The sequence below is a fragment of the Methylobacterium terricola genome (genome assembly GCF_006151805.1).
Classification (GTDB): Bacteria; Pseudomonadota; Alphaproteobacteria; order Rhizobiales; family Beijerinckiaceae; genus Methylobacterium; species Methylobacterium terricola.
The window spans coordinates 195,671-213,064 of record NZ_VDDA01000003.1 but is presented as its reverse complement, the minus strand read 5'-3'; the positions used below and the strand labels follow the sequence as shown (position 1 = coordinate 213,064).

Here is a 17,394-nt window from a genome sequence, read left to right as displayed (position 1 = left end):
CGAGCGTGTTCGTCTCGAGACCGGCATCGCTCCTGGAAGGGATGATGCCTGTGGGATCAGCGCCGACGCCCGTTCGGGCTCGCCTTGCGCCTGCGAACGGATCCGTTCGCAGGCGCGGCGGTATGGCTCGTGGGTTCGGAACGGTGCCAGATCGCGGGACACGACAGGGCGGCTCACGATGCCGCCAAGGCTCCTGGCCTTCCAGCCCGTGACCTCCTCTCGAGGTGCGGGACTTAGGCTTCGCCGGATTGTGACAAATCTCAATAGACCGGACGATGTTGGGACGCATCCGCCGTCCGGCATCGCCGAACGGCCGGAAGGATGGCGCTCAAGTCGTCGAAGCCGGAAAGCCGTTCGACGATATGATCGATGACGGCGCGGGCCGGGCATCCATGAACGACCATTGCGGGACGCTGCGCCGGTGTGGCCTCGGCGACGAAATGCCCGGGACAGTAGCCATAATAGGGACAGTTGTTGCAATGGCGAGCCATCCGCGACTGGCATTCGTCGAGCGCGATCCGTCGTCCAGGCGAGACGATGATGTCGTGCATGGTCATGGTACCGAGATTGCCGTATGTCCTCACGGGATCGTAAGTATCGGCCATGCCCGATACGGAACCATCGATATCAATGATGAAAACTATCTCATCGGCGTCTTTGTTATAGATGAATTGTTTGTTGCCTGTCAGAAAATCAACTGCATGATCGATGTAGTCATCTAAAGGATCGATCGAGAGTGGGTTATCGCTCATCATCCAAAGGTCGAAGGTCAGCTTCATGGCCTCGACGAGCTCACCCTGTGTGATCGCATGTTGTTCGATCTGCTCGTCATAGGCGCTCAGATAAAATGGAAGAAGCCGGAATGGAATGCCGAGGCGGTCGTAAAAATTGAAAATAGCTTCGACGTGAGATATCGTGTTTCTGGCAAGTACCGTGATCGCGCCAAAATCGATTTCATGATCGATGATGGTTTGAAGATTATCGAGTGTTTTCTGCGCGGAAGGCAGGCCCTGCCGATCGATGCGCTGGTCACCCTGAACGTCGAAAGAAATCCCTATCCCCTGAAAGAAATCGCCATGCTTCAAAAAATCCAAGAGTTTTTCAGGTAAGATCGTCAGGTTGGTCTGCGCGACATTCTGGATAGGGATCTTTCCATCGAACACGCGTCGCTGGAGTGCCCCGATCTGACGGTACTGTTCGACTGGAACCATGAAAGGTTCGCCGCCATGCCAGCTGAAACGTATCCGCGCCAATTCCTCGTCACGCGCGAAATCGCGAGCATGTGTGAAAATAGCTTCGAGCAACTCTGGCGACATGCGCTTCTTATCGCCCAGACTTTCAAATTCATAGCAATAAGAGCATCTCAAATTACAATATTTTGATAATTTGACAACGTATTGAAGGCTTTTTCTCGCCATCATAATTCTCCCGAAAAAGGGCCGGCCGATGTTAAGCCGGGTCCATAATCGCGACCGGCCCAATTGTGATTATTTTGATTTGTCAACTCAACAAGACACTAGATAAAAAATAGATACAATAGGATGCAAGTCGCTATCTTTGCACCCAGCTTGGTCCACTTTCTCTGGCGAAGGGCTTCCGTCTGGCTTCCCGAACGACACCGCGCTTGGCGATGTTATCGAGCGCTGCCTTCGACGCATCGCCAAGCTGCTGGCCTACGACAATGCCATGAACATCCGCGGGGCTGGTCTTTGCCTCGACCGCTCCCGTTGCTGCAGTGGTTGCTACAACTGAAGCAAATACCGTAGCAACCTTGTTTTTCGTTCTTTTCATGGTCTCTACCCTTCGCCTGCAAGCCGGAAGACATCTTCCGCACCAATTAAAATCCATAAAAAGTCCAAAAGTCAATACTCAAAATGAAGCTTGACGCAGGGTGCTCAGAGAGGAAAGTCTGAGGGATGACAGGGGTAGTGAAGCACCAAGCCAGGTTGCGCATCCGACCTCAAGTCGGGTCTCGAATTCGTTGACGAGACCACAAATGAATCAGAGAGATAACCCGAATATAAAACTATAATCTGCTCATATGATCCTTATTCATGAAATATTTATGATATTTTTTTGATATGATCCGCAATAATAAAAGTATTGTTGCGGACAAAAACGTTGGAAAGGGGGCGCACGTTTGCTTCGCTGGACGCGACGCGAAACACCTTCGCTGGCGATCCAGCCTGGCCCGTGCCAGCCGGCAAGCCTCCCTCCGCTCTTTTCGAGCGTTAAAACCCGGTTTTTAAAAAATGGACGGAAAGCGCAGGTCCGAGACCAGACGCGAGAGCGGGGAGGGTAGAAAGGTTAAAAAGGCTTTTCCCTTTTCTTACTGCAGCCTGCTTGATGGAATCCCGCAGACTTGTCGCCTTTCGGATCAATCCAGGGCCGCGGAGCGGAGCCCGGAATCCAGAAGCTCCGGTAGCACCGGACGAGGCGATCTCGGGTCTGCTCTATCCTGGACCTCTTGCAGGTCTGGGCGTGCCTTCCGCACTCCGGTCTCCGCGGCGCGGCCCCGGATTGACGGGGCGGATGCTCGCACCGTCTTGCACGTCAAGAGGCCCCGAGAAAACCGTCACGCCGCCAGCGCGAGCCCCGCCAGCCCCGCCGCCAACCCCCACAGCAGCCCGCAGGCCCGCCGGTACAGCGTCAGCGCCCGCGCGATGTCGTCGGCCGTGGCCGCGGCCCGGCCCGAGCCCATCCAGGCATCCTCGACCCGCGTCGCGCCGTAGACCCGCGGGCCGGCGAGGCGGAGCCCCAGCGCCCCGGCCATCGCGGCTTCGGGCCAGCCGGCATTGGGCGAGCGGTGGCGGCCGGCATCGCGCCGCACCGCCTGGATCGCGCCGCGCGCCGAGGCCCCCGGGGTCAGGGCGGCGGCCGCGACGACGAGCCCGGCGGTGAGGCGCGAGGCCGGCAGGTTGACGAGATCGTCGAGGCGGGCGGCGGCCCAGCCGAAGGCCTCGTGGCGCGGCGTGCGGTGGCCGATCATGCTGTCGGCAGTGTTGACCGCCTTGTAGAGCGCCCCCCCGGGAAGCCCGCCGAGACCGATCCAGACGGCCGGCGCCACGATGCCGTCCGAAAAATTCTCGGCCAGGCTCTCGATCGCGGCGCGGCAGAGCGCGGCCTCGTCGAGGCTCTCGGGATTGCGGCCGACGATCATCGCCACCGCCCGGCGCCCGCCGGAAAGGCCGTCGCGGCGCAAGTCGTCCGCCACCCGGGCGACGTGGTCGTGCAGGCTGCGCTGGGCCGGCAGGCTCGCGGCGAGGACGGCGCACAGGATGAGGCCCGGGAGCCCGAGCGCGCCGCAGGCCAGCGCGAGGGCCGAGGCCGAAAGGCCGGTCGCGGCGAGGACGAGGACGAGGGCCAGCACTCCGGCGGCGCGGCGGCGCCCGGCCGGGTCGGCCTCGCGGTTGAGGCGCCGGTCGAGGGCGGCGATCAGCGCGCCGATCCAGGTGACAGGGTGGCCGGCCAGCCTGTAGAGGCGGTCCGGATAGCCGAGCACGGCCTCGACCGCGAGGGCGAGGACGAGCAGGACGAGGCTGTCGGGCGGGTGCAGCAGGGCGGTCATCGGACGTGGACGGAATGGCGAGCGAGGGGCGGAACGGACCGATCCGACACGGGGGCGACCTCGGCGAGGCGGCCCGGCTCTTCCCGCAGGCCCCCGAGCCCTGGATCGACCTGTCGACGGGGATCAACCCGATCCCCTATCCGTGGCCGGCGCTGGAGGCCAGCGCCTTCACGCGGCTGCCGGCGGCGTCCGACCTCGCCTCCCTCGAGGATGTGGCGGCGCGGGCCTACGGCGCACGGCCGGAGCAGGTCGTCGCCGCGCCCGGCACCCAGGCGCTGATCGACCTGGTCCCGCGGCTGCGGCCCCCCGGCCGGGTCGCGGTGGTCGGCCCGACCTATGCCGAGCACGCCGCCGCCTGGGCCCGGGCGGGGCACGCCGTCGCGACCGTGCCGACCCTCACGACGCAGGCCGACATCGTGGTGGTCGTCAACCCGAACAACCCTGACGGGCGGATCATGGCGCGGCGCGACCTCGCGGCGGCGGCGGCCGGGCTTGCCGGGCGCGGCGGCTGGCTCGTGGTCGACGAGGCCTTCGCCGATCTGGAGCCCGTCGAGAGCCTGTGCGCCGCGCCGCCCCCGGGCTGCCTGGTGCTGCGTTCCTTCGGCAAGACCTACGGCCTCGCCGGCCTGCGGCTCGGCTTCGCGGTGGCGGGCGAGCCGCTGATCGGGACCTTGCGCCGCGCGCTCGGGCCCTGGGCGGTGTCGGGGCCGGCGATCGCGGTCGGGCGCCGCGCGCTCGCCGACGAGGCCTGGCGGCGGGAGGCCGCCGTCGGGCGGGGCCGCGACGCGGCGCGGCTCGACGCCCTGATCGAGGCCGCCGGCGGCCGGATCGTCGGCGGCACGCGGCTGTTTCGCACCGCCGACTTCCCCGACGGCCCCGGCCTGTTCGGGCGCCTCGGCCGGGCCGGGCTCTTCGTGCGCCGGTTCGAGGCGGCGCCGGCGCGCCTGCGCCTCGGGCTGCCCCCCGACGCGGCGGCCTGGTCCCGCCTCGCGGCGGTCCTCGGCGAGCCGTGAGGGCCCGGCGAAGGGGCCGGCGCCATTAAAAAGGCCGAAAACCGAAGCAATCGATGATCGGCCGTCGAGGTCGCTAAGCCGGCCGGCGCCGGCGCGGGGAATCAAGTCAAAATGGACGCGGACGAGGTCAAACGGCGAGACAGGCTCGGCAGCATGATCGCGTTCGCGCGGCGCACCGTGCCCGAGCTGCGCCGCAATGCCGAGACGGTCGAGCCGATTTCCCCCGGGAGCCGGCTGCCAGCCCTGCTCAACCCGCTGCGCTGGAGCCGCGTGCCGCTCCTGCCGGCCGCCGGCACCCAGAGCCGGGTCCTGTCCCGGCTCCTGCGCAACATCGGCCTCTTCGTGCTGCTGCCGACGGCGGCCATCGGGATCTACCTGTTCGCCTTCGCCGCCGACCAGTACGTGGTCGAGGCCCGCTTCGCCGTCCGCGGCGAGGTCGAGCCGATGGGCAACGTCGCGCTCGGCGAGTTCTCCTCGCTGATCCAGAAGAATAACAGCCAGGACAGCTATATCGTCAAGGAATACATCGAGAGCCAGCCGATGCTGGAGAGCGCCCAGAAGGAGCTCGACGTCGTCCGGATGTTCACCCGCGACGAAGGCGATTTCTGGACCCGCTACTCCGGTGACAAGCCGGTCGAGGAGCTGCTGAAGTACTGGCGCAAGCGCGTCCAGGTGCATATCGACCTGGTCTCGGGCGTGATGACCCTGACGGTGCAGGCGTTCACGCCCGACGACGCCCTGGCGATCGGCCGCCACGTCGTCGCCCGCGCCGAGGGGCTAATCAACGCGATCTCGTCCCGGGCGCAGCAGGACATGCTGCGGCACAGCAAGGACGACCTGGCGACGAGCGAGGAGCGCCTGCGCAAGGCCCATGTCGCCTTGCGCGAGTTCCGCAACCGCTGGGGCATCATCGATCCGGCGAAGTCGGCGGAGGCGGCGATGACCACCCTGCTGTCGCTACGGAAGGACAAGATCAAGTCGGAGAACGACCTCCAGGTGCTGCGGAGTTCCGGCCTCGACGAGAAGTCGCGCTCGATCCAGACCATCGTGGCGAGCCTCAACGCCACCAACCAACAGATCAAGCAGATCGAGGACACCTTGACCAACGACGGGATGGCTGTCGGCGGCAAGAACGTCGCCGAGGCGATCCTGGAATACGAGGGGCTGATGGTCGAGCGCACCATCGCCGAGAAGCTGAACGATTCCGCCACCATGATGCTCGACCGTGCCCGGGTGGCGGCGAACCGCCAGCACGTCTACCTCGCGGTCTTCGTGCCGCCGACCCGGCCCGAGCTCTCCACCGTGCCGATGCGTGGGCACGCCCTGTTCGTGGCGTTCTTCGCCTTCCTGGTGGTCTGGGGCTGCAGCAGCCTGCTCATCGCCGGCGTCAAGGACCACAACATGTGATACCGCCGTGCCGTCGAACGGATCGGTTCGACGGCGCAAGGCAAGCCCGAACGGGCGCCGGCGCCGATGCGCCGGACGCCTTGGCATCGACGTGTCGAGGCCAAGGCGCGAGGGTACAAGGCGCCGAAGACGGTGCGGGGGCCTTCGGTCCGGGCGCCCGCCGTGCGAAGAAGCGGGCCGGGACGCCGTACGGGCGCCCGCGCCATCAGGAACGAGCCTCACAACGATGTCCGATTTCACCGACCTGGTCGCCCGGGCGGTCTCCCCGGCGATGAACCGCGAGGAGCGCGAGGCCGTGTACCGGGTGGTCAAGCAGGCCATGCGCCGTCTCCAGGAGCGCGAGGACCTGCCGCCCGACGATCCCCGCGCCCTGCTCCAGGCCCACCTCGTCGAGGAGACCATCCGCGACGTCGAGGCGCTGGTCACCCGCTACGCCGCCCGCCAGACCATCCTGGCGGCCGAGCGCGCCAACGAGGCGGCCAACGCCGCGGCGGCCGCGGCCGACCCATAGCCTCCGCCGGCCCGTCGCCTACGCGTCTTCCGTCAGGCGCTTGAGCGAGGTCTGGAGCGCGTCGCCGCCGAGCAGCAGCGCCCGGGACAGGTCCGCCAGGGTGACCCAGCCGGTGACGCGCCCGCCCGCGTCGCGCACCGGCAGGCGCCGGACGTGGTGGGCCGCCATCAGGTCGAGGGCGGTGCGGAGCGGATCGGCCTCGGCGCAGGACACGACCGGGCGCGACAGCACCTCGCCCACCCGGACGTTCCGCGGGTCGAGCCCCTTGGCGACGACCCGGTAGAGGATGTCGCGGTCGGTCACGACCCCGTCGAGGGCGTCCGGCGTCCCGACCGGCAGGGCGCCGACGTCGAGCTCGCCCATCAGCACCGCCGCCTCCTGCACCGGGGCCTCGCCGGCGATGAACTCGACATCCCTGCTCATCACGTCCGCGACCGTCGCGCTCATGCTGCTCACCTGTATCCCCGTGCCGTGCGCGGCCCTCGGCAACCCGCGAGGATCGCCGCGGCTCCCGATCGCGGCCGGATTTCCGCACGGAATCCACGGCCGTGAAATTTTGACGACGGCGCGGGAGCTTGGGCGAGGGCCGGCGCGTTCAGCCCACAGTCAGGCTTCTCGCCTCCGGGATCGTCGAACGCCCCCATGAACATGGAACTCACGTCCAAGCCCGCCCCGGAGACCCCGGCGGCTTCGCCTCTCGCCCGGCGCGCCACGCGCATCAGCGAGGGCCAGCCTTTCCCCCTGGGCGCCACCTGGGACGGCCTCGGCGTCAACTTCGCGCTGTTCTCCGCCCATGCCACCAAGGTCGAGCTGTGCCTGTTCGACGATTCCGGCGAGACCGAGATCGAGCGGATCGAGCTGCCCGAATACACCGACGAGGTCTGGCACGGTTACCTGCCCGACGCCCGCCCGGGCACGATCTACGGCTACCGCGTCCACGGCCCCTACGAGCCGGAGGCCGGCCACCGCTTCAATCCCAACAAGCTGCTGCTCGATCCCTACGCCAAGGCGCTGGTCGGTTCCGTGACCTGGAACCCGGCCCTGTTCGGCTACGTGATGGAGAGCGGCGACGACACCACCTTCGACACCCGCGACAGCGCGCCCTTCACCCGCAAGTGCCGGGTGATCGACCCCGCCTTCACCTGGGGCCGCGACCAGAAGCCGAACGTGCCGTGGGACAAGACCGTCTTCTACGAGACCCACGTCAAGGGCTTCACCAAGCTGCACCCGGCGGTGCCCGAGCGCCTGCGCGGCACCTATGCGGGCCTCGGCACCCCTGAGGTGCTGGCCTATATCCGCAGCCTCGGCGTCACCTCGGTCGAGCTGCTGCCGGTCCATTCCTTCGTCAACGACAGCTACCTGCTCGAGAAGGACCTGGTGAATTACTGGGGGTACAACACCCTCTCGTTCTTCGCCCCCGCCCGCCGCTACGCCGCCGTGCCGGACTTCGCCTTCTCCGAGTTCAAGGAGATGGTCGCCCGCATGCACGGGGCCGGCCTCGAGGTGATCCTCGACGTGGTCTACAACCACACCGCCGAGGGCAACGAGAAGGGCCCGACGCTGTCGTTCAAGGGCATCGACAACGCCTCGTACTACCGGCTGCTGCCGGACCAGAAGCGCTACTACATCAACGACACCGGCACCGGGAACACCGTCAACCTCTCGCACCCGCGGGTGCTGCAGATGGTGACCGATTCGCTCCGCTACTGGGCGACCGAGATGCGGGTCGACGGCTTCCGCTTCGATCTCGCGACGATCCTCGGCCGCGAGCCCTACGGCTTCGACGAGGGCGGCGGCTTCCTCGATTCCTGCCGCCAGGACCCGGTCCTGTCCTCGGTCAAGCTGATCGCCGAGCCGTGGGATTGCGGCCCGGGCGGCTACCAGGTCGGCGGCTTCCCGCCCGGCTGGGCCGAGTGGAACGACCGCTTCCGCGACGAGGTGCGCGGCTACTGGAAGGGCGACGAGGGCCTGCTGCCGGCGCTGGCCTCCCGCCTGACCGGCTCGGCCGACAAGTTCAACAAGCGCGGCCGGCGCCCCTGGGCCTCGGTGAACTTCATCACCGCGCATGACGGCTTCACCCTCGCCGACACCGTCTCGTACAACGAGAAGCACAATGCGGCGAACGGCGAGGACAACCGCGACGGGCACTCGCACAACCTGTCCTACAATTACGGCGCCGAGGGACCGACCGACGATCCCGAGATCCGCGCGGTGCGGATGCGCCAGATGCGCAACCTGCTCGCGACCCTGCTCCTGTCGCGCGGAACGCCGATGCTGCTCGCCGGCGACGAGTTCGCCCGCAGCCAGAAGGGCAACAACAATGCCTATTGCCAGGACAACGAGATCTCCTGGATCGAATGGGAGAAGATCGGCGAGGAGGAGCGGGACCTCGCCGAGTTCACCCAGCGCCTGCTGATCCTGCGCAAGTCCCTGCCGATGCTGAGCCGCGGGCGGTTCCTCACCGGCGCCTACGACGCCGATCTCGGCGTCAAGGACGTGAGCTGGCTCACCCCGTCCGGGACCGAGATGAACCCGGAGAACTGGAACGACGGCGGCGCCCGCTCGCTCACCGTCGTCCTCGACGGGCGGGCGCAATCGAGCGGCATCCACCGGCGCGGGGGCGAGGCGACCCTGATGCTGATGTTCAACGCCTATCACGACGTGGTGGAGTTCACCCTGCCGGAGGTGGTGGGGGGCGATGCCTGGATGCGGGTGCTCGACACCAACCTGCCCGACACCCAGGACCTCGCCCGGTTCGCCATCGGCAGCACCTACGCGGTGACCGGCCGCTCGATGCTGATGTTCGTGCTGCGCCCGACCGACGTGGACCATGCCAGCGAGACCTGGCGCTCCTACCAGCACGTGATCCAGGCCTTCGAGCGGGCGGAATCCGAGTGCGTGGCGTTCGGCTTGCCGCATGAGGGGTGACAATCGGGCGGGCCTGCCCACTTGAGTCTGACCCGGGGTATTCGCTCCTCCACTGCGTCAGCGGTGAGGGAGCGCGGATCGGGGTCTTTCGATGATGCGCGGTGCCAGAGGACGGCCGGACCGGCCGTCCCGCCCTGGTGCCGTGCGAGCGTGGAGTGGGGGCGGTGGCAAAGATCCTTCTCGTCGAGGACCATGAGGAAATCTGGGATTTCCTCTCCCGGCGGCTCAAGCGGCGCGGCTACGAGGTCGTGCTCGCCCATGACGGCGAGGAGGGCGTGCTGAAGGCTCGCACCAGCCGGCCGGACATCATCCTGCTCGACATGAACCTGCCGGTGCTCGACGGCTGGTCGGCGGCCCGCGCGCTCAAATCCGACGCCGAGACCGCCCGGATCCCGATCATCGCGCTCACCGCCCACGCCATGTCGGGCGACCGCGAGAAGGTGATCCAGGCCGGCTGCGACGACTACCACCCGAAGCCGGTCGATTTCTCGAAGCTCCTGACCCAGATCGGCGCCGCCCTCGGCACGCCGCCGTCTCCCTGAGAGCCCTGCGGGCGATCCCGCCGCCCCGCCGAACGCTCGCGTTCGACGGGCGGCCGGGTCCGAACTGGCGTCGGCGTGACGGTGCCGGACGCCTGCGCATCGGCGGGTCGATGCGCAGGCTCAATCGTATGAGAGGCCGATGATCGACGATCCCGTGACGGCGCGCCGCCTGCGCGACGCGATGCCGGTGTTCACGGCGCTGGCAACCTGCCTGCTGGTCCTGGCGATCGGGGCGATCCTGTCCCTCGGGCGGGACGTGCTGATGCCGATCACGCTCGCGGTGCTGCTGAGCTTCGTCCTGGCGCCGGCGGTGCGGGGGCTGCAGCGCCGCCGCCTGCCGCGCTCGCTCGCGGTGCTGGTCGTGGTGCTGGCGACCTTCGCGGGTCTCGGCGGCATCGGCCTGATGATCGCCAACGAGGCGTCGCAGCTCGCCGCGGATCTGCCGCGCTACACCGTGACGATGCGCGAGAAGATCGGGGCCCTGCGCGCCCAGGCTGGCGGCGGCGCCACCCTGGAGCGCCTGTTCCAGGCGGTGCAGGACCTGAGCCAGGACCTGCAGCCGCCGGAGGCGGGCAAGGCCCGGGGCGGCCCGGCCGATGTCGAGAAGCCGATGCTGGTCGAGGTGCGCGAGCCGAAGGCCGGCCTGCTCTCGACCCTCGGCAGCGTGGTCGCGCCGGTGCTGCATCCGCTCGCCACCGTCGGTCTGATCCTGCTCTTCACGCTGTTCTTCCTCGCCCAGCGCGAGGACCTGCGCAACCGCGCGATCCGGCTCGCCGGCTCCGGCGACCTGCGCGCCACCACGGCGGCGATGGACGACGCGGTGGCGCGCCTGTCGCGGTTCTTCCTCGCCCAGGCCGGCCTCAACCTCGCCTTCGGGGTGGTGGTGGCGCTCGGCCTGTGGCTGATCGGCGTGCCGAGCCCGATCCTGTGGGGCGTGCTCGCCGGGATCCTGCGCTTCGTGCCCTATATCGGCGCGGTCATCGGCATGGCATTTCCGCTCCTGGTCGCGGCGGCGGTCGATCCGGGCTGGTCGATGCTGATCGCCACGGTGGTGCTGTTCGCGGTCGTCGAGCCGATCGCCGGCCACGTCATCGAGCCGCTGCTCTACGGCCACTCGACCGGCCTGTCGCCGGTGGCGGTGATCCTGGCAGCCACCCTGTGGACCTTCCTGTGGGGGCCGGTCGGCCTGGTGCTCGCCACCCCGATCACCGTCTGCCTGGTGGTGCTCGGGCGCCACGTCGAGCGCCTCGGCTTCCTCGACGTGATGCTGGGCGACCGGCCGGCGCTGGCGCCCTCCGAGATCTTCTACCAGCGCATGCTGGCGGGCGATCCCCTCGAGGCGATCGAGAAGGCGCGCCAGGTGCTCAAGGAGCGCGAGCTCGCGACCTATTACGACGAGATCGCGCTCGGCGGCCTGCGGCTCGCCCAGAACGACCGGGCGAGCGGTGCGCTGGCGGCGGACCGCCAGCAGGCGGTCGGCACCGCGATCGAGACCGTGGTGGCGACGCTCGGCTCGATGCCGGTGCCGAAGGGGGCCGCCGCCGTGCGCAGCGCCGAGACCGAGGCGGCGGTGGCGGCCCTGGGGCCGGACCGCGCCGCCACCACGATCGTGCGCCGCAAGGAGGATCTCGCGCCGGCCTGGCGCGGGCCGGCCCCGGTGCTGGTGGTGGCGGCCCGCGGGCCGTTCGACGCCGCCGCCGCCGGGATGCTGGCCCAGGTGCTCGGGCGCCACGGCCTCAACGCCCGCACCACCTCCCAGGATGCCCTCAACAAGGGCGACCGGCCGGGCACCGACGGCGTCGCGCTGGTCTGCCTGTCCTACATCGAGCCGATCAGCACCTCGCATATCCGGCTGGCTGCGCGCCTCGCCCGGCGGGCGATCCCGGGCGTGCGGGTGATGGTGGCGGTGTGGCGCGAGCGCGACCCGGGCGGCCGCGACCGCCTGCGACGGGCGACCTCCGCCGATATCCTCGTCACCACCATCACCGATGCCCTCGACGCTGCCCTCTCGCTCTCGGGCGCGAGCGAGACCCGCGAGGCCCCGCGCCGGGCCGCCTGATCCGGCGTCGCGGATCGCAGGACGGCCCAGGACCGACTGTCGGCCGATCCTGGGCCGTCCCGCCCGCCCGCCGCTCGCCTCGCCCCAGCCTCGGATGCAAGCATCGGGTGGATGATCCGCCATCTGTAAGAACATAGGCCAGGCGCGCCGCCTGCCCGATCCGGCCCCGGTGGAGCTGCCGCGAAGTCCATTTGCCCCGGATGGACGGGGAAATTCAGTTGCCGCGGCGGTTGTTCGGCCCGGCGGCGGCCTGCGGGCCGGTTCAGGGGTGCGAACCGCGATTGCAACCTTGCGTCGCCTGCTCTATCCGGATTCCTGGAGCGACGCCCGGTCGCGGTTCCAACCGGCGACATTCCCGGTTGTGCGGGGAGACCGAGTGTAGGATCTCATGCGGGCACGGGATTGGGCGAACGCGTTTTCCGACGACAGGGGTGCCGGTTCGTCGCGGGATACGCGTCACGACCAAGGACCCGGAGCATGGCCCGAACACGGCGCGAGCGGGCCGTGCGCCAGGCGGCCACCGGAGCGACGATGAGTGTGAAGCGAACGCCGATTGAAGTGGGCGACCGGCCGACCGTGGCGGACGTGCCGACCGACGTCTCGGACCACCACAGCGACATCTTCTTCGCCGCCGTCGAGATGACGCGGATGCCGATGATCGTCACCGATCCGCGCCAGCCGGACAATCCGATCATCTTCGCCAACCAGGCCTTCCGGGCTATGACCGGCTATACCCCCGAGGAGCTGGTCGGCCGCAACTGCCGCTTCCTCCAGGGGCCCGACACCGACCGCGAGACGGTGGCGGAGGTGCGCCGCGCCATCGCCGAGCGCAAGGAGATCGCCACCGAGATCCTGAACTACCGCAAGAACGGCTCGACGTTCTGGAACGCGCTGTTCATCTCGCCGGTCTACGATTCCAACGGCGAGCTGGTGTATTTCTTCGGCTCGCAGCTCGACGTGTCGCGCCGCCGCGACGCCGAGGAGGCCCTGCGCCAGTCGCAGAAGATGGAGGCCTTGGGGCAGCTCACCGGCGGCATCGCGCACGACTTCAACAACCTGCTCCAGGTGGTCGTCGGCTACGTCGACATCCTGCAATCCGGCCTCGAGGACCCGGCGGCCGATCCGCGCCGGATGATGCGGGCGGTCGACAACATCCGCAACGCCGCCGAGCGTGCCACCACCCTGACCCAGCAGCTGCTCGCCTTCGCCCGCAAGCAGCGCCTCGACGGGCGGGCGGTGAACCTCAACAACCTGGTCGAGGGGATGCACGACCTCACCGGCCGTACCCTCGGCGAGGGAATCGCCGTCCGGGCGGAGCTCGCCGAGGGCCTGTGGAACGCCCGCCTCGACTCGACCCAGACCGAGGTCGCGCTGCTCAACATCCTCATCAACGCCCGCGACGCGATGCCGGACGGCGGCACCGTGACGGTCCGGACCGAGAACCACGCCTTCGACGTCGACGAATTGCCCTCGGGCTTGCCGCAGCCCGGGCGCTACGTCTCGGTCGCGGTGACCGATACCGGCAACGGCATGCCGCCGGAGATCCTGGCCCGGGTGATGGAGCCGTTCTTCACCACCAAGGAGGAGGGGCGCGGCACGGGGCTGGGCCTCGCCATGGTGTACGGCTTTGCCCGGCAATCCGGCGGCACCGTCGTGATCGAGTCCCGGGCCGGCCACGGCACCACCGTGCGGCTCTACTTCCCGATGAGCGACAGCGACGAGCGCCCGGCCCCCGGCCCCGGCAAGCGCGCCGACCAGCGCGCCGGCACCGAGACGATCCTGGTCGTCGACGACCGCCGCGACGTCGCCGAGCTCGCCCGGGCGATCCTGCGCGATTTCGGCTACACCACGCTGATGGCCACCGACGGCCGCCAGGCTCTTGAGCTCCTCGACGGCGGCGACAAGGTCGACCTCTTGTTCTCCGACCTGATCATGCCCGGCGGCATGAACGGCGTGATGCTGGCCCGCGAGGCGCGCCGCCGCCAGCCCCGGCTCAAGGTGCTGCTGACCACCGGCTACGCCGAGGCCTCGCTGGAGCGCACCGATGCCGGTGGCACCGAGTTCGAGATCATCAACAAGCCGTATCGGCGGATGGAGCTGGCGCGCCGGGTGCGCGCCGTGCTGGATGGCCCCACCGGTGTGACCTGAGGCTCAGAGGTCTCGCCCTCTCCGGCGGGAGACAAGGAGGATCCGATGCCGGACCGCCCGACCCGCCGCGTGATGCTCGGCACCCTCGCGGCCGGTCTCCTGATGCCCCGGCCGGCGCAGGCGACCTGCCTCCTGACCCCGCAGGCGGTCGAGGGCCCGTTCTACCTCGATCCCCGCCTGATGCGGTCGGACCTCCGCGAGGACCGGGACGGCACGCCGCTCGCGGTGCGCCTCCAGGTCGTGACGCTCCGCGACTGCGTCGTGCTGCCGGAGGCCCGGGTCGATCTCTGGCACGCGGATGCGCGAGGGCGCTACTCGGGCTATTCCGACCAGGGCGACCGGGGCGTCTCCACCATCGGCCGGACCTTCCTGCGCGGCACGCAGGTCGCCGACCGCGCCGGCCGCGTGGCCTTCCGGACGATCTATCCGGGCTGGTATCCGGGGCGCACGCCTCACCTGCACGTGAAGGTGATCGTGAGCGGACGCACGGCGCTCACGGGACAGATCTATTTCCCGGACGCGGTGAGCGAGGCGGTCTATGCAGGACCGGCCTACGCGGACCGCCCCCGGCGCGGCCGGATCGGCAATGCCCGCGATCTTCTGCTGCGCCAGGACGACCCCGAGGGCCGCGGCATCGCGACCGTGCGCCCGCTGGGCGAGGGCTACGAGGCGGCGCTGACGCTCGTGGTCAAGGGGACGTGAGGGCTTCCCGCGGCCTTGCGGCCGCGGGGAACCGATCTCGAGAGGCTTGCCCAAGGGCGACCCCAAGGGCGACCGGGAGCCCGGCCGCCCTGCACCTCACACCGCCATCGCGGTCTTCAGGTTCTCGTCGACCTTGTCGAGGAAGCCGATGGTCGAGAGCCACTTCTGGTCGGGGCCGACCAGCAGCGCCAGGTCCTTGGTCATGAAGCCGGCCTCGACGGTGTCTACGCAGACCTTCTCCAGGGTCTCGGCGAACTTCGCCAGATCGGCGTTCGAGTCGAGCTTGGCGCGGTGCGACAGGCCGCGGGTCCAGGCGAAGATCGACGCGATCGAGTTGGTCGAGGTCTCCTTGCCCTTCTGGTGCTCGCGGTAGTGGCGGGTCACCGTGCCGTGGGCGGCCTCGGCCTCGACGGTCTGGCCGTCGGGGGTGAGCAGCACCGAGGTCATCAGGCCGAGCGAGCCGAAGCCCTGCGCCACGGTGTCCGACTGCACGTCGCCGTCGTAGTTCTTGCACGCCCAGACGTAGCCGCCGGACCACTTCAGGGCCGAGGCGACCATGTCGTCGATCAGGCGGTGCTCGTAGGTGATGCCGGCCGACTGGAACCGCGACTTGAACTCGGCCTCGTACACCTCCTCGAAGATGTCCTTGAACCGGCCGTCATAGGCCTTGAGGATGGTGTTCTTGGTCGACAGGTAGACCGGGAACTTGCGGGACAGGCCGTAGTTCATCGACGCGCGGGCGAAGTCGCGGATCGAGTCGTCGAGGTTGTACATCGACAGCGAGACGCCGGCGCCCGGGAACTTGAACACCTCGCGCTCGATGACGGTGCCGTCCTCGCCCTCGAACTTGATGGTGAGGCGGCCCTTGCCCGGCACCTTGAAGTCGGTGGCGCGGTACTGGTCGCCGTAGGCGTGGCGGCCCACCACGATCGGCTGGGTCCAGCCCGGCACCAGGCGCGGCACGTTGCGGCAGATGATCGGCTCGCGGAAGATCACGCCGCCGAGGATGTTGCGGATCGTGCCGTTGGGCGACTTCCACATCTCCTTGAGGTTGAACTCCTTCACCCGGGCCTCGTCCGGGGTGATGGTGGCGCACTTCACGCCGACGCCGTGCTTCTTGATCGCCTCGGCGGCCTCGATCGTCACCTTGTCGTTGGTGGCGTCGCGATGCTCGACCCCGAGGTCGTAGTATTCGAGCGGGACGTCGAGGTAGGGATGGATCAGCTTGTCCTTGATGGACTGCCAGATGATCCGGGTCATCTCGTCGCCGTCGAGCTCGACGACGGGGTTCGCCACCTTGATCTTCGCCATGTCTGATCCAGCCTTCCGTGATCCCGGGGGCCGCCCTCATGCCCGCGTGAGGCGCGCGGCCGGCCGTGGCGCGGTCATAGCGCGCTGCACAAACAGGGGGAAGCGCCGGGGTGGAACGGCTTTCGCCGGCTGTCACGAAAAAAGCCCCGGCGCGGGGCGCCGGGGCTGTGAAGGAGGTCTGTTGTGAGAACGCCATTCGGGGCGGGTGGGTTCCCGGACAGCACGACGCCCCTTCGCGTGGGAGACGCAAGGCCTTATGTGCCGGCCCATCCTGCTCTGCCGATCGACATGCCATGACCGACGCCACACCGCCCCGCCCCGTCATCATCCTGGTCGAGCCGCAGCTCGCCGAGAATATCGGCATGACCGCCCGGGCGATGGGGAATTTCGGGCTCGATGCGCTGCGCCTCGTCAACCCGAAGGGCGGCTGGCCGATGAAGGGGGTGCGCGAGACCGCCTCGAACGCCACCCATGTCCTCGACGGGGCCCGGATCTTCCCGACCGTCGCCGAGGCCCTGGCCGATCTCCACTACGTGCTCGCCACCACGGCGCGGGAGCGCGGCCAGATGAAGCGGGTCTTCGGGCCCGACGAGGGGATGGGGGAGGCGGCAGGCCGGCTCGCGGCGGGGGAGGGGGTCGGCATCCTGTTCGGGCGCGAGCGGGTCGGGCTGTCGAACGACGAGGTGTCGCTGGCCGACGCCATCGTCACCTTCCCGGTCGATCCGGACTACGCCTCGCTCAACCTCGCCCAGAGCGTGCTCCTCGTCGGCTACGAGTGGCGCCGGGCGGCGGGGCGGGCGGTGCTGCCGTTCTCCGGCACGATGCGGTCAGGTCCCGCGCCCCGGGAAGCGCTGATCTCGCTGTTCGAGAGCCTGGAGGCCGATCTCGACGCCGCCGGCTACTACCCGCCGGCGAAGCGCGACGGGATGATCCGCAACATGCGCGACATGTTCCACCGCATGGCGATGACCGAGCAGGACGTGCGCACCTTCCGCGGGGCGCTGCGGGCGCTGGCGCGGCGGCTGCCGGAGGAGTGATGCCGCCGCGCCTTCGAACGGATCGGCTCGAAGGCGCAAGGCAAGCCCGAACGGGCGTCGGCGCCGAGGCGCGTGGGTATGAAGCCTGGAGCATCGCCTGATCGCGTTGCCATCGGACGATGCTCGAGGCCTTTGATTCTTGCCGCGTTTTCTCCGACGGGCCGGCGG

The 17,394-nt window shown here is 68.6% G+C and carries 13 protein-coding genes; 9 read left to right on the top strand and 4 right to left on the bottom strand.

Going from position 1 to position 17,394, the window contains the following annotated elements; translation table 11 throughout:
- Nucleotides 1-260: 260 nt before the first annotated feature.
- Both FF100_RS08335 and cbiB read right to left on the bottom strand, forming a co-directional pair.
- Nucleotides 261-1,418, bottom strand: a complete 1,158-nt coding sequence (locus FF100_RS08335) for a radical SAM protein (protein ID WP_171070096.1) — start codon at nt 1,416-1,418, stop codon at nt 261-263.
- A 1,157-nt stretch (nt 1,419-2,575) separates the two neighbouring features.
- On the bottom strand, nt 2,576-3,568 hold the full coding sequence (gene cbiB / locus FF100_RS08330) for an adenosylcobinamide-phosphate synthase CbiB (protein ID WP_139035092.1): 993 nt from the start codon (nt 3,566-3,568) through the stop codon (nt 2,576-2,578).
- 14 nt (nt 3,569-3,582) lie between these two features.
- Here cbiB and cobD point away from each other — a divergent pair, with 14 nt between their 5' ends.
- From cobD to FF100_RS08315, 3 genes are all read left to right on the top strand, one after another.
- Nucleotides 3,583-4,581: a threonine-phosphate decarboxylase CobD gene (gene cobD / locus FF100_RS08325; RefSeq protein ID WP_139035091.1), complete on the top strand. Its 999-nt coding sequence runs from the start codon at nt 3,583-3,585 to the stop codon at nt 4,579-4,581.
- 111 nt (nt 4,582-4,692) lie between these two features.
- Nucleotides 4,693-5,988, top strand: coding sequence for a KpsE/RkpR family capsule polysaccharide export protein (locus FF100_RS08320; protein WP_139035090.1), 1,296 nt, complete (start codon nt 4,693-4,695; stop codon nt 5,986-5,988).
- Nucleotides 5,989-6,214: 226 nt separating this feature from the next.
- Entirely contained in the window at nt 6,215-6,499 is a 285-nt protein-coding gene (locus tag FF100_RS08315; RefSeq protein ID WP_139035089.1) for a hypothetical protein, read from the top strand.
- Between the two features lie 18 nt (nt 6,500-6,517).
- Here FF100_RS08315 and FF100_RS08310 read toward each other — a convergent pair whose 3' ends face one another.
- The gene (locus FF100_RS08310) at nt 6,518-6,946 is read right to left on the bottom strand and encodes a CBS domain-containing protein (RefSeq protein ID WP_205824806.1); all 429 of its coding nucleotides are present in this window, start codon (nt 6,944-6,946) and stop codon (nt 6,518-6,520) included.
- A gap of 201 nt (nt 6,947-7,147) precedes the next feature.
- On the opposite strand from FF100_RS08310, the gene glgX reads away from it, so the two are divergent.
- The 5 genes from glgX to FF100_RS08285 all read left to right on the top strand — a co-directional run bounded on the left by glgX (nt 7,148) and on the right by FF100_RS08285 (nt 14,878).
- The gene (gene glgX, locus FF100_RS08305; RefSeq protein ID WP_139035621.1) at nt 7,148-9,427 is read left to right on the top strand and encodes a glycogen debranching protein GlgX; all 2,280 of its coding nucleotides are present in this window, start codon (nt 7,148-7,150) and stop codon (nt 9,425-9,427) included.
- Nucleotides 9,428-9,591: 164 nt separating this feature from the next.
- The gene (locus FF100_RS08300; RefSeq protein WP_048447205.1) at nt 9,592-9,969 is read left to right on the top strand and encodes a response regulator; all 378 of its coding nucleotides are present in this window, start codon (nt 9,592-9,594) and stop codon (nt 9,967-9,969) included.
- 139 nt (nt 9,970-10,108) lie between these two features.
- Complete coding sequence (locus FF100_RS08295; protein ID WP_139035088.1) at nt 10,109-12,028, top strand: AI-2E family transporter; 1,920 nt, start codon at nt 10,109-10,111, stop codon at nt 12,026-12,028.
- Between the two features lie 531 nt (nt 12,029-12,559).
- Nucleotides 12,560-14,176: a hybrid sensor histidine kinase/response regulator gene (locus FF100_RS08290; RefSeq protein ID WP_139035087.1), complete on the top strand. Its 1,617-nt coding sequence runs from the start codon at nt 12,560-12,562 to the stop codon at nt 14,174-14,176.
- 45 nt (nt 14,177-14,221) lie between these two features.
- Entirely contained in the window at nt 14,222-14,878 is a 657-nt protein-coding gene (locus FF100_RS08285; RefSeq protein ID WP_139035086.1) for an intradiol ring-cleavage dioxygenase, read from the top strand.
- Nucleotides 14,879-14,974: 96 nt separating this feature from the next.
- On the opposite strand, the gene FF100_RS08280 is transcribed toward FF100_RS08285, so the two are convergent.
- Complete coding sequence (locus FF100_RS08280) at nt 14,975-16,189, bottom strand: NADP-dependent isocitrate dehydrogenase (RefSeq protein WP_139035085.1); 1,215 nt, start codon at nt 16,187-16,189, stop codon at nt 14,975-14,977.
- Nucleotides 16,190-16,482: 293 nt separating this feature from the next.
- Between FF100_RS08280 and FF100_RS08275 the strand changes: the two genes are divergently transcribed.
- Complete coding sequence (locus tag FF100_RS08275) at nt 16,483-17,226, top strand: RNA methyltransferase (protein ID WP_139035084.1); 744 nt, start codon at nt 16,483-16,485, stop codon at nt 17,224-17,226.
- The last annotated feature ends 168 nt before the right edge of the window (nt 17,227-17,394 follow it).

What these genes read in the sequence shown, in the direction of transcription:
- FF100_RS08335 (WP_171070096.1), bottom strand. Translation starts at nt 1,418, where the DNA reads ATGGCGAGAAAAAGCCTTCAATACGTTGTCAAATTATCAAAATATTGT.
- cbiB (WP_139035092.1), bottom strand. Translation starts at nt 3,568, where the DNA reads ATGACCGCCCTGCTGCACCCGCCCGACAGCCTCGTCCTGCTCGTCCTC.
- cobD (WP_139035091.1), top strand. Translation starts at nt 3,583, where the DNA reads ATGGCGAGCGAGGGGCGGAACGGACCGATCCGACACGGGGGCGACCTC.
- FF100_RS08320 (WP_139035090.1), top strand. Translation starts at nt 4,693, where the DNA reads ATGGACGCGGACGAGGTCAAACGGCGAGACAGGCTCGGCAGCATGATC.
- FF100_RS08315 (WP_139035089.1), top strand. Translation starts at nt 6,215, where the DNA reads ATGTCCGATTTCACCGACCTGGTCGCCCGGGCGGTCTCCCCGGCGATG.
- FF100_RS08310 (WP_205824806.1), bottom strand. Translation starts at nt 6,946, where the DNA reads ATGAGCGCGACGGTCGCGGACGTGATGAGCAGGGATGTCGAGTTCATC.
- glgX (WP_139035621.1), top strand. Translation starts at nt 7,148, where the DNA reads ATGGAACTCACGTCCAAGCCCGCCCCGGAGACCCCGGCGGCTTCGCCT.
- FF100_RS08295 (WP_139035088.1), top strand. Translation starts at nt 10,109, where the DNA reads ATGATCGACGATCCCGTGACGGCGCGCCGCCTGCGCGACGCGATGCCG.
- FF100_RS08290 (WP_139035087.1), top strand. Translation starts at nt 12,560, where the DNA reads ATGAGTGTGAAGCGAACGCCGATTGAAGTGGGCGACCGGCCGACCGTG.
- FF100_RS08285 (WP_139035086.1), top strand. Translation starts at nt 14,222, where the DNA reads ATGCCGGACCGCCCGACCCGCCGCGTGATGCTCGGCACCCTCGCGGCC.
- FF100_RS08280 (WP_139035085.1), bottom strand. Translation starts at nt 16,189, where the DNA reads ATGGCGAAGATCAAGGTGGCGAACCCCGTCGTCGAGCTCGACGGCGAC.
- FF100_RS08275 (WP_139035084.1), top strand. Translation starts at nt 16,483, where the DNA reads ATGACCGACGCCACACCGCCCCGCCCCGTCATCATCCTGGTCGAGCCG.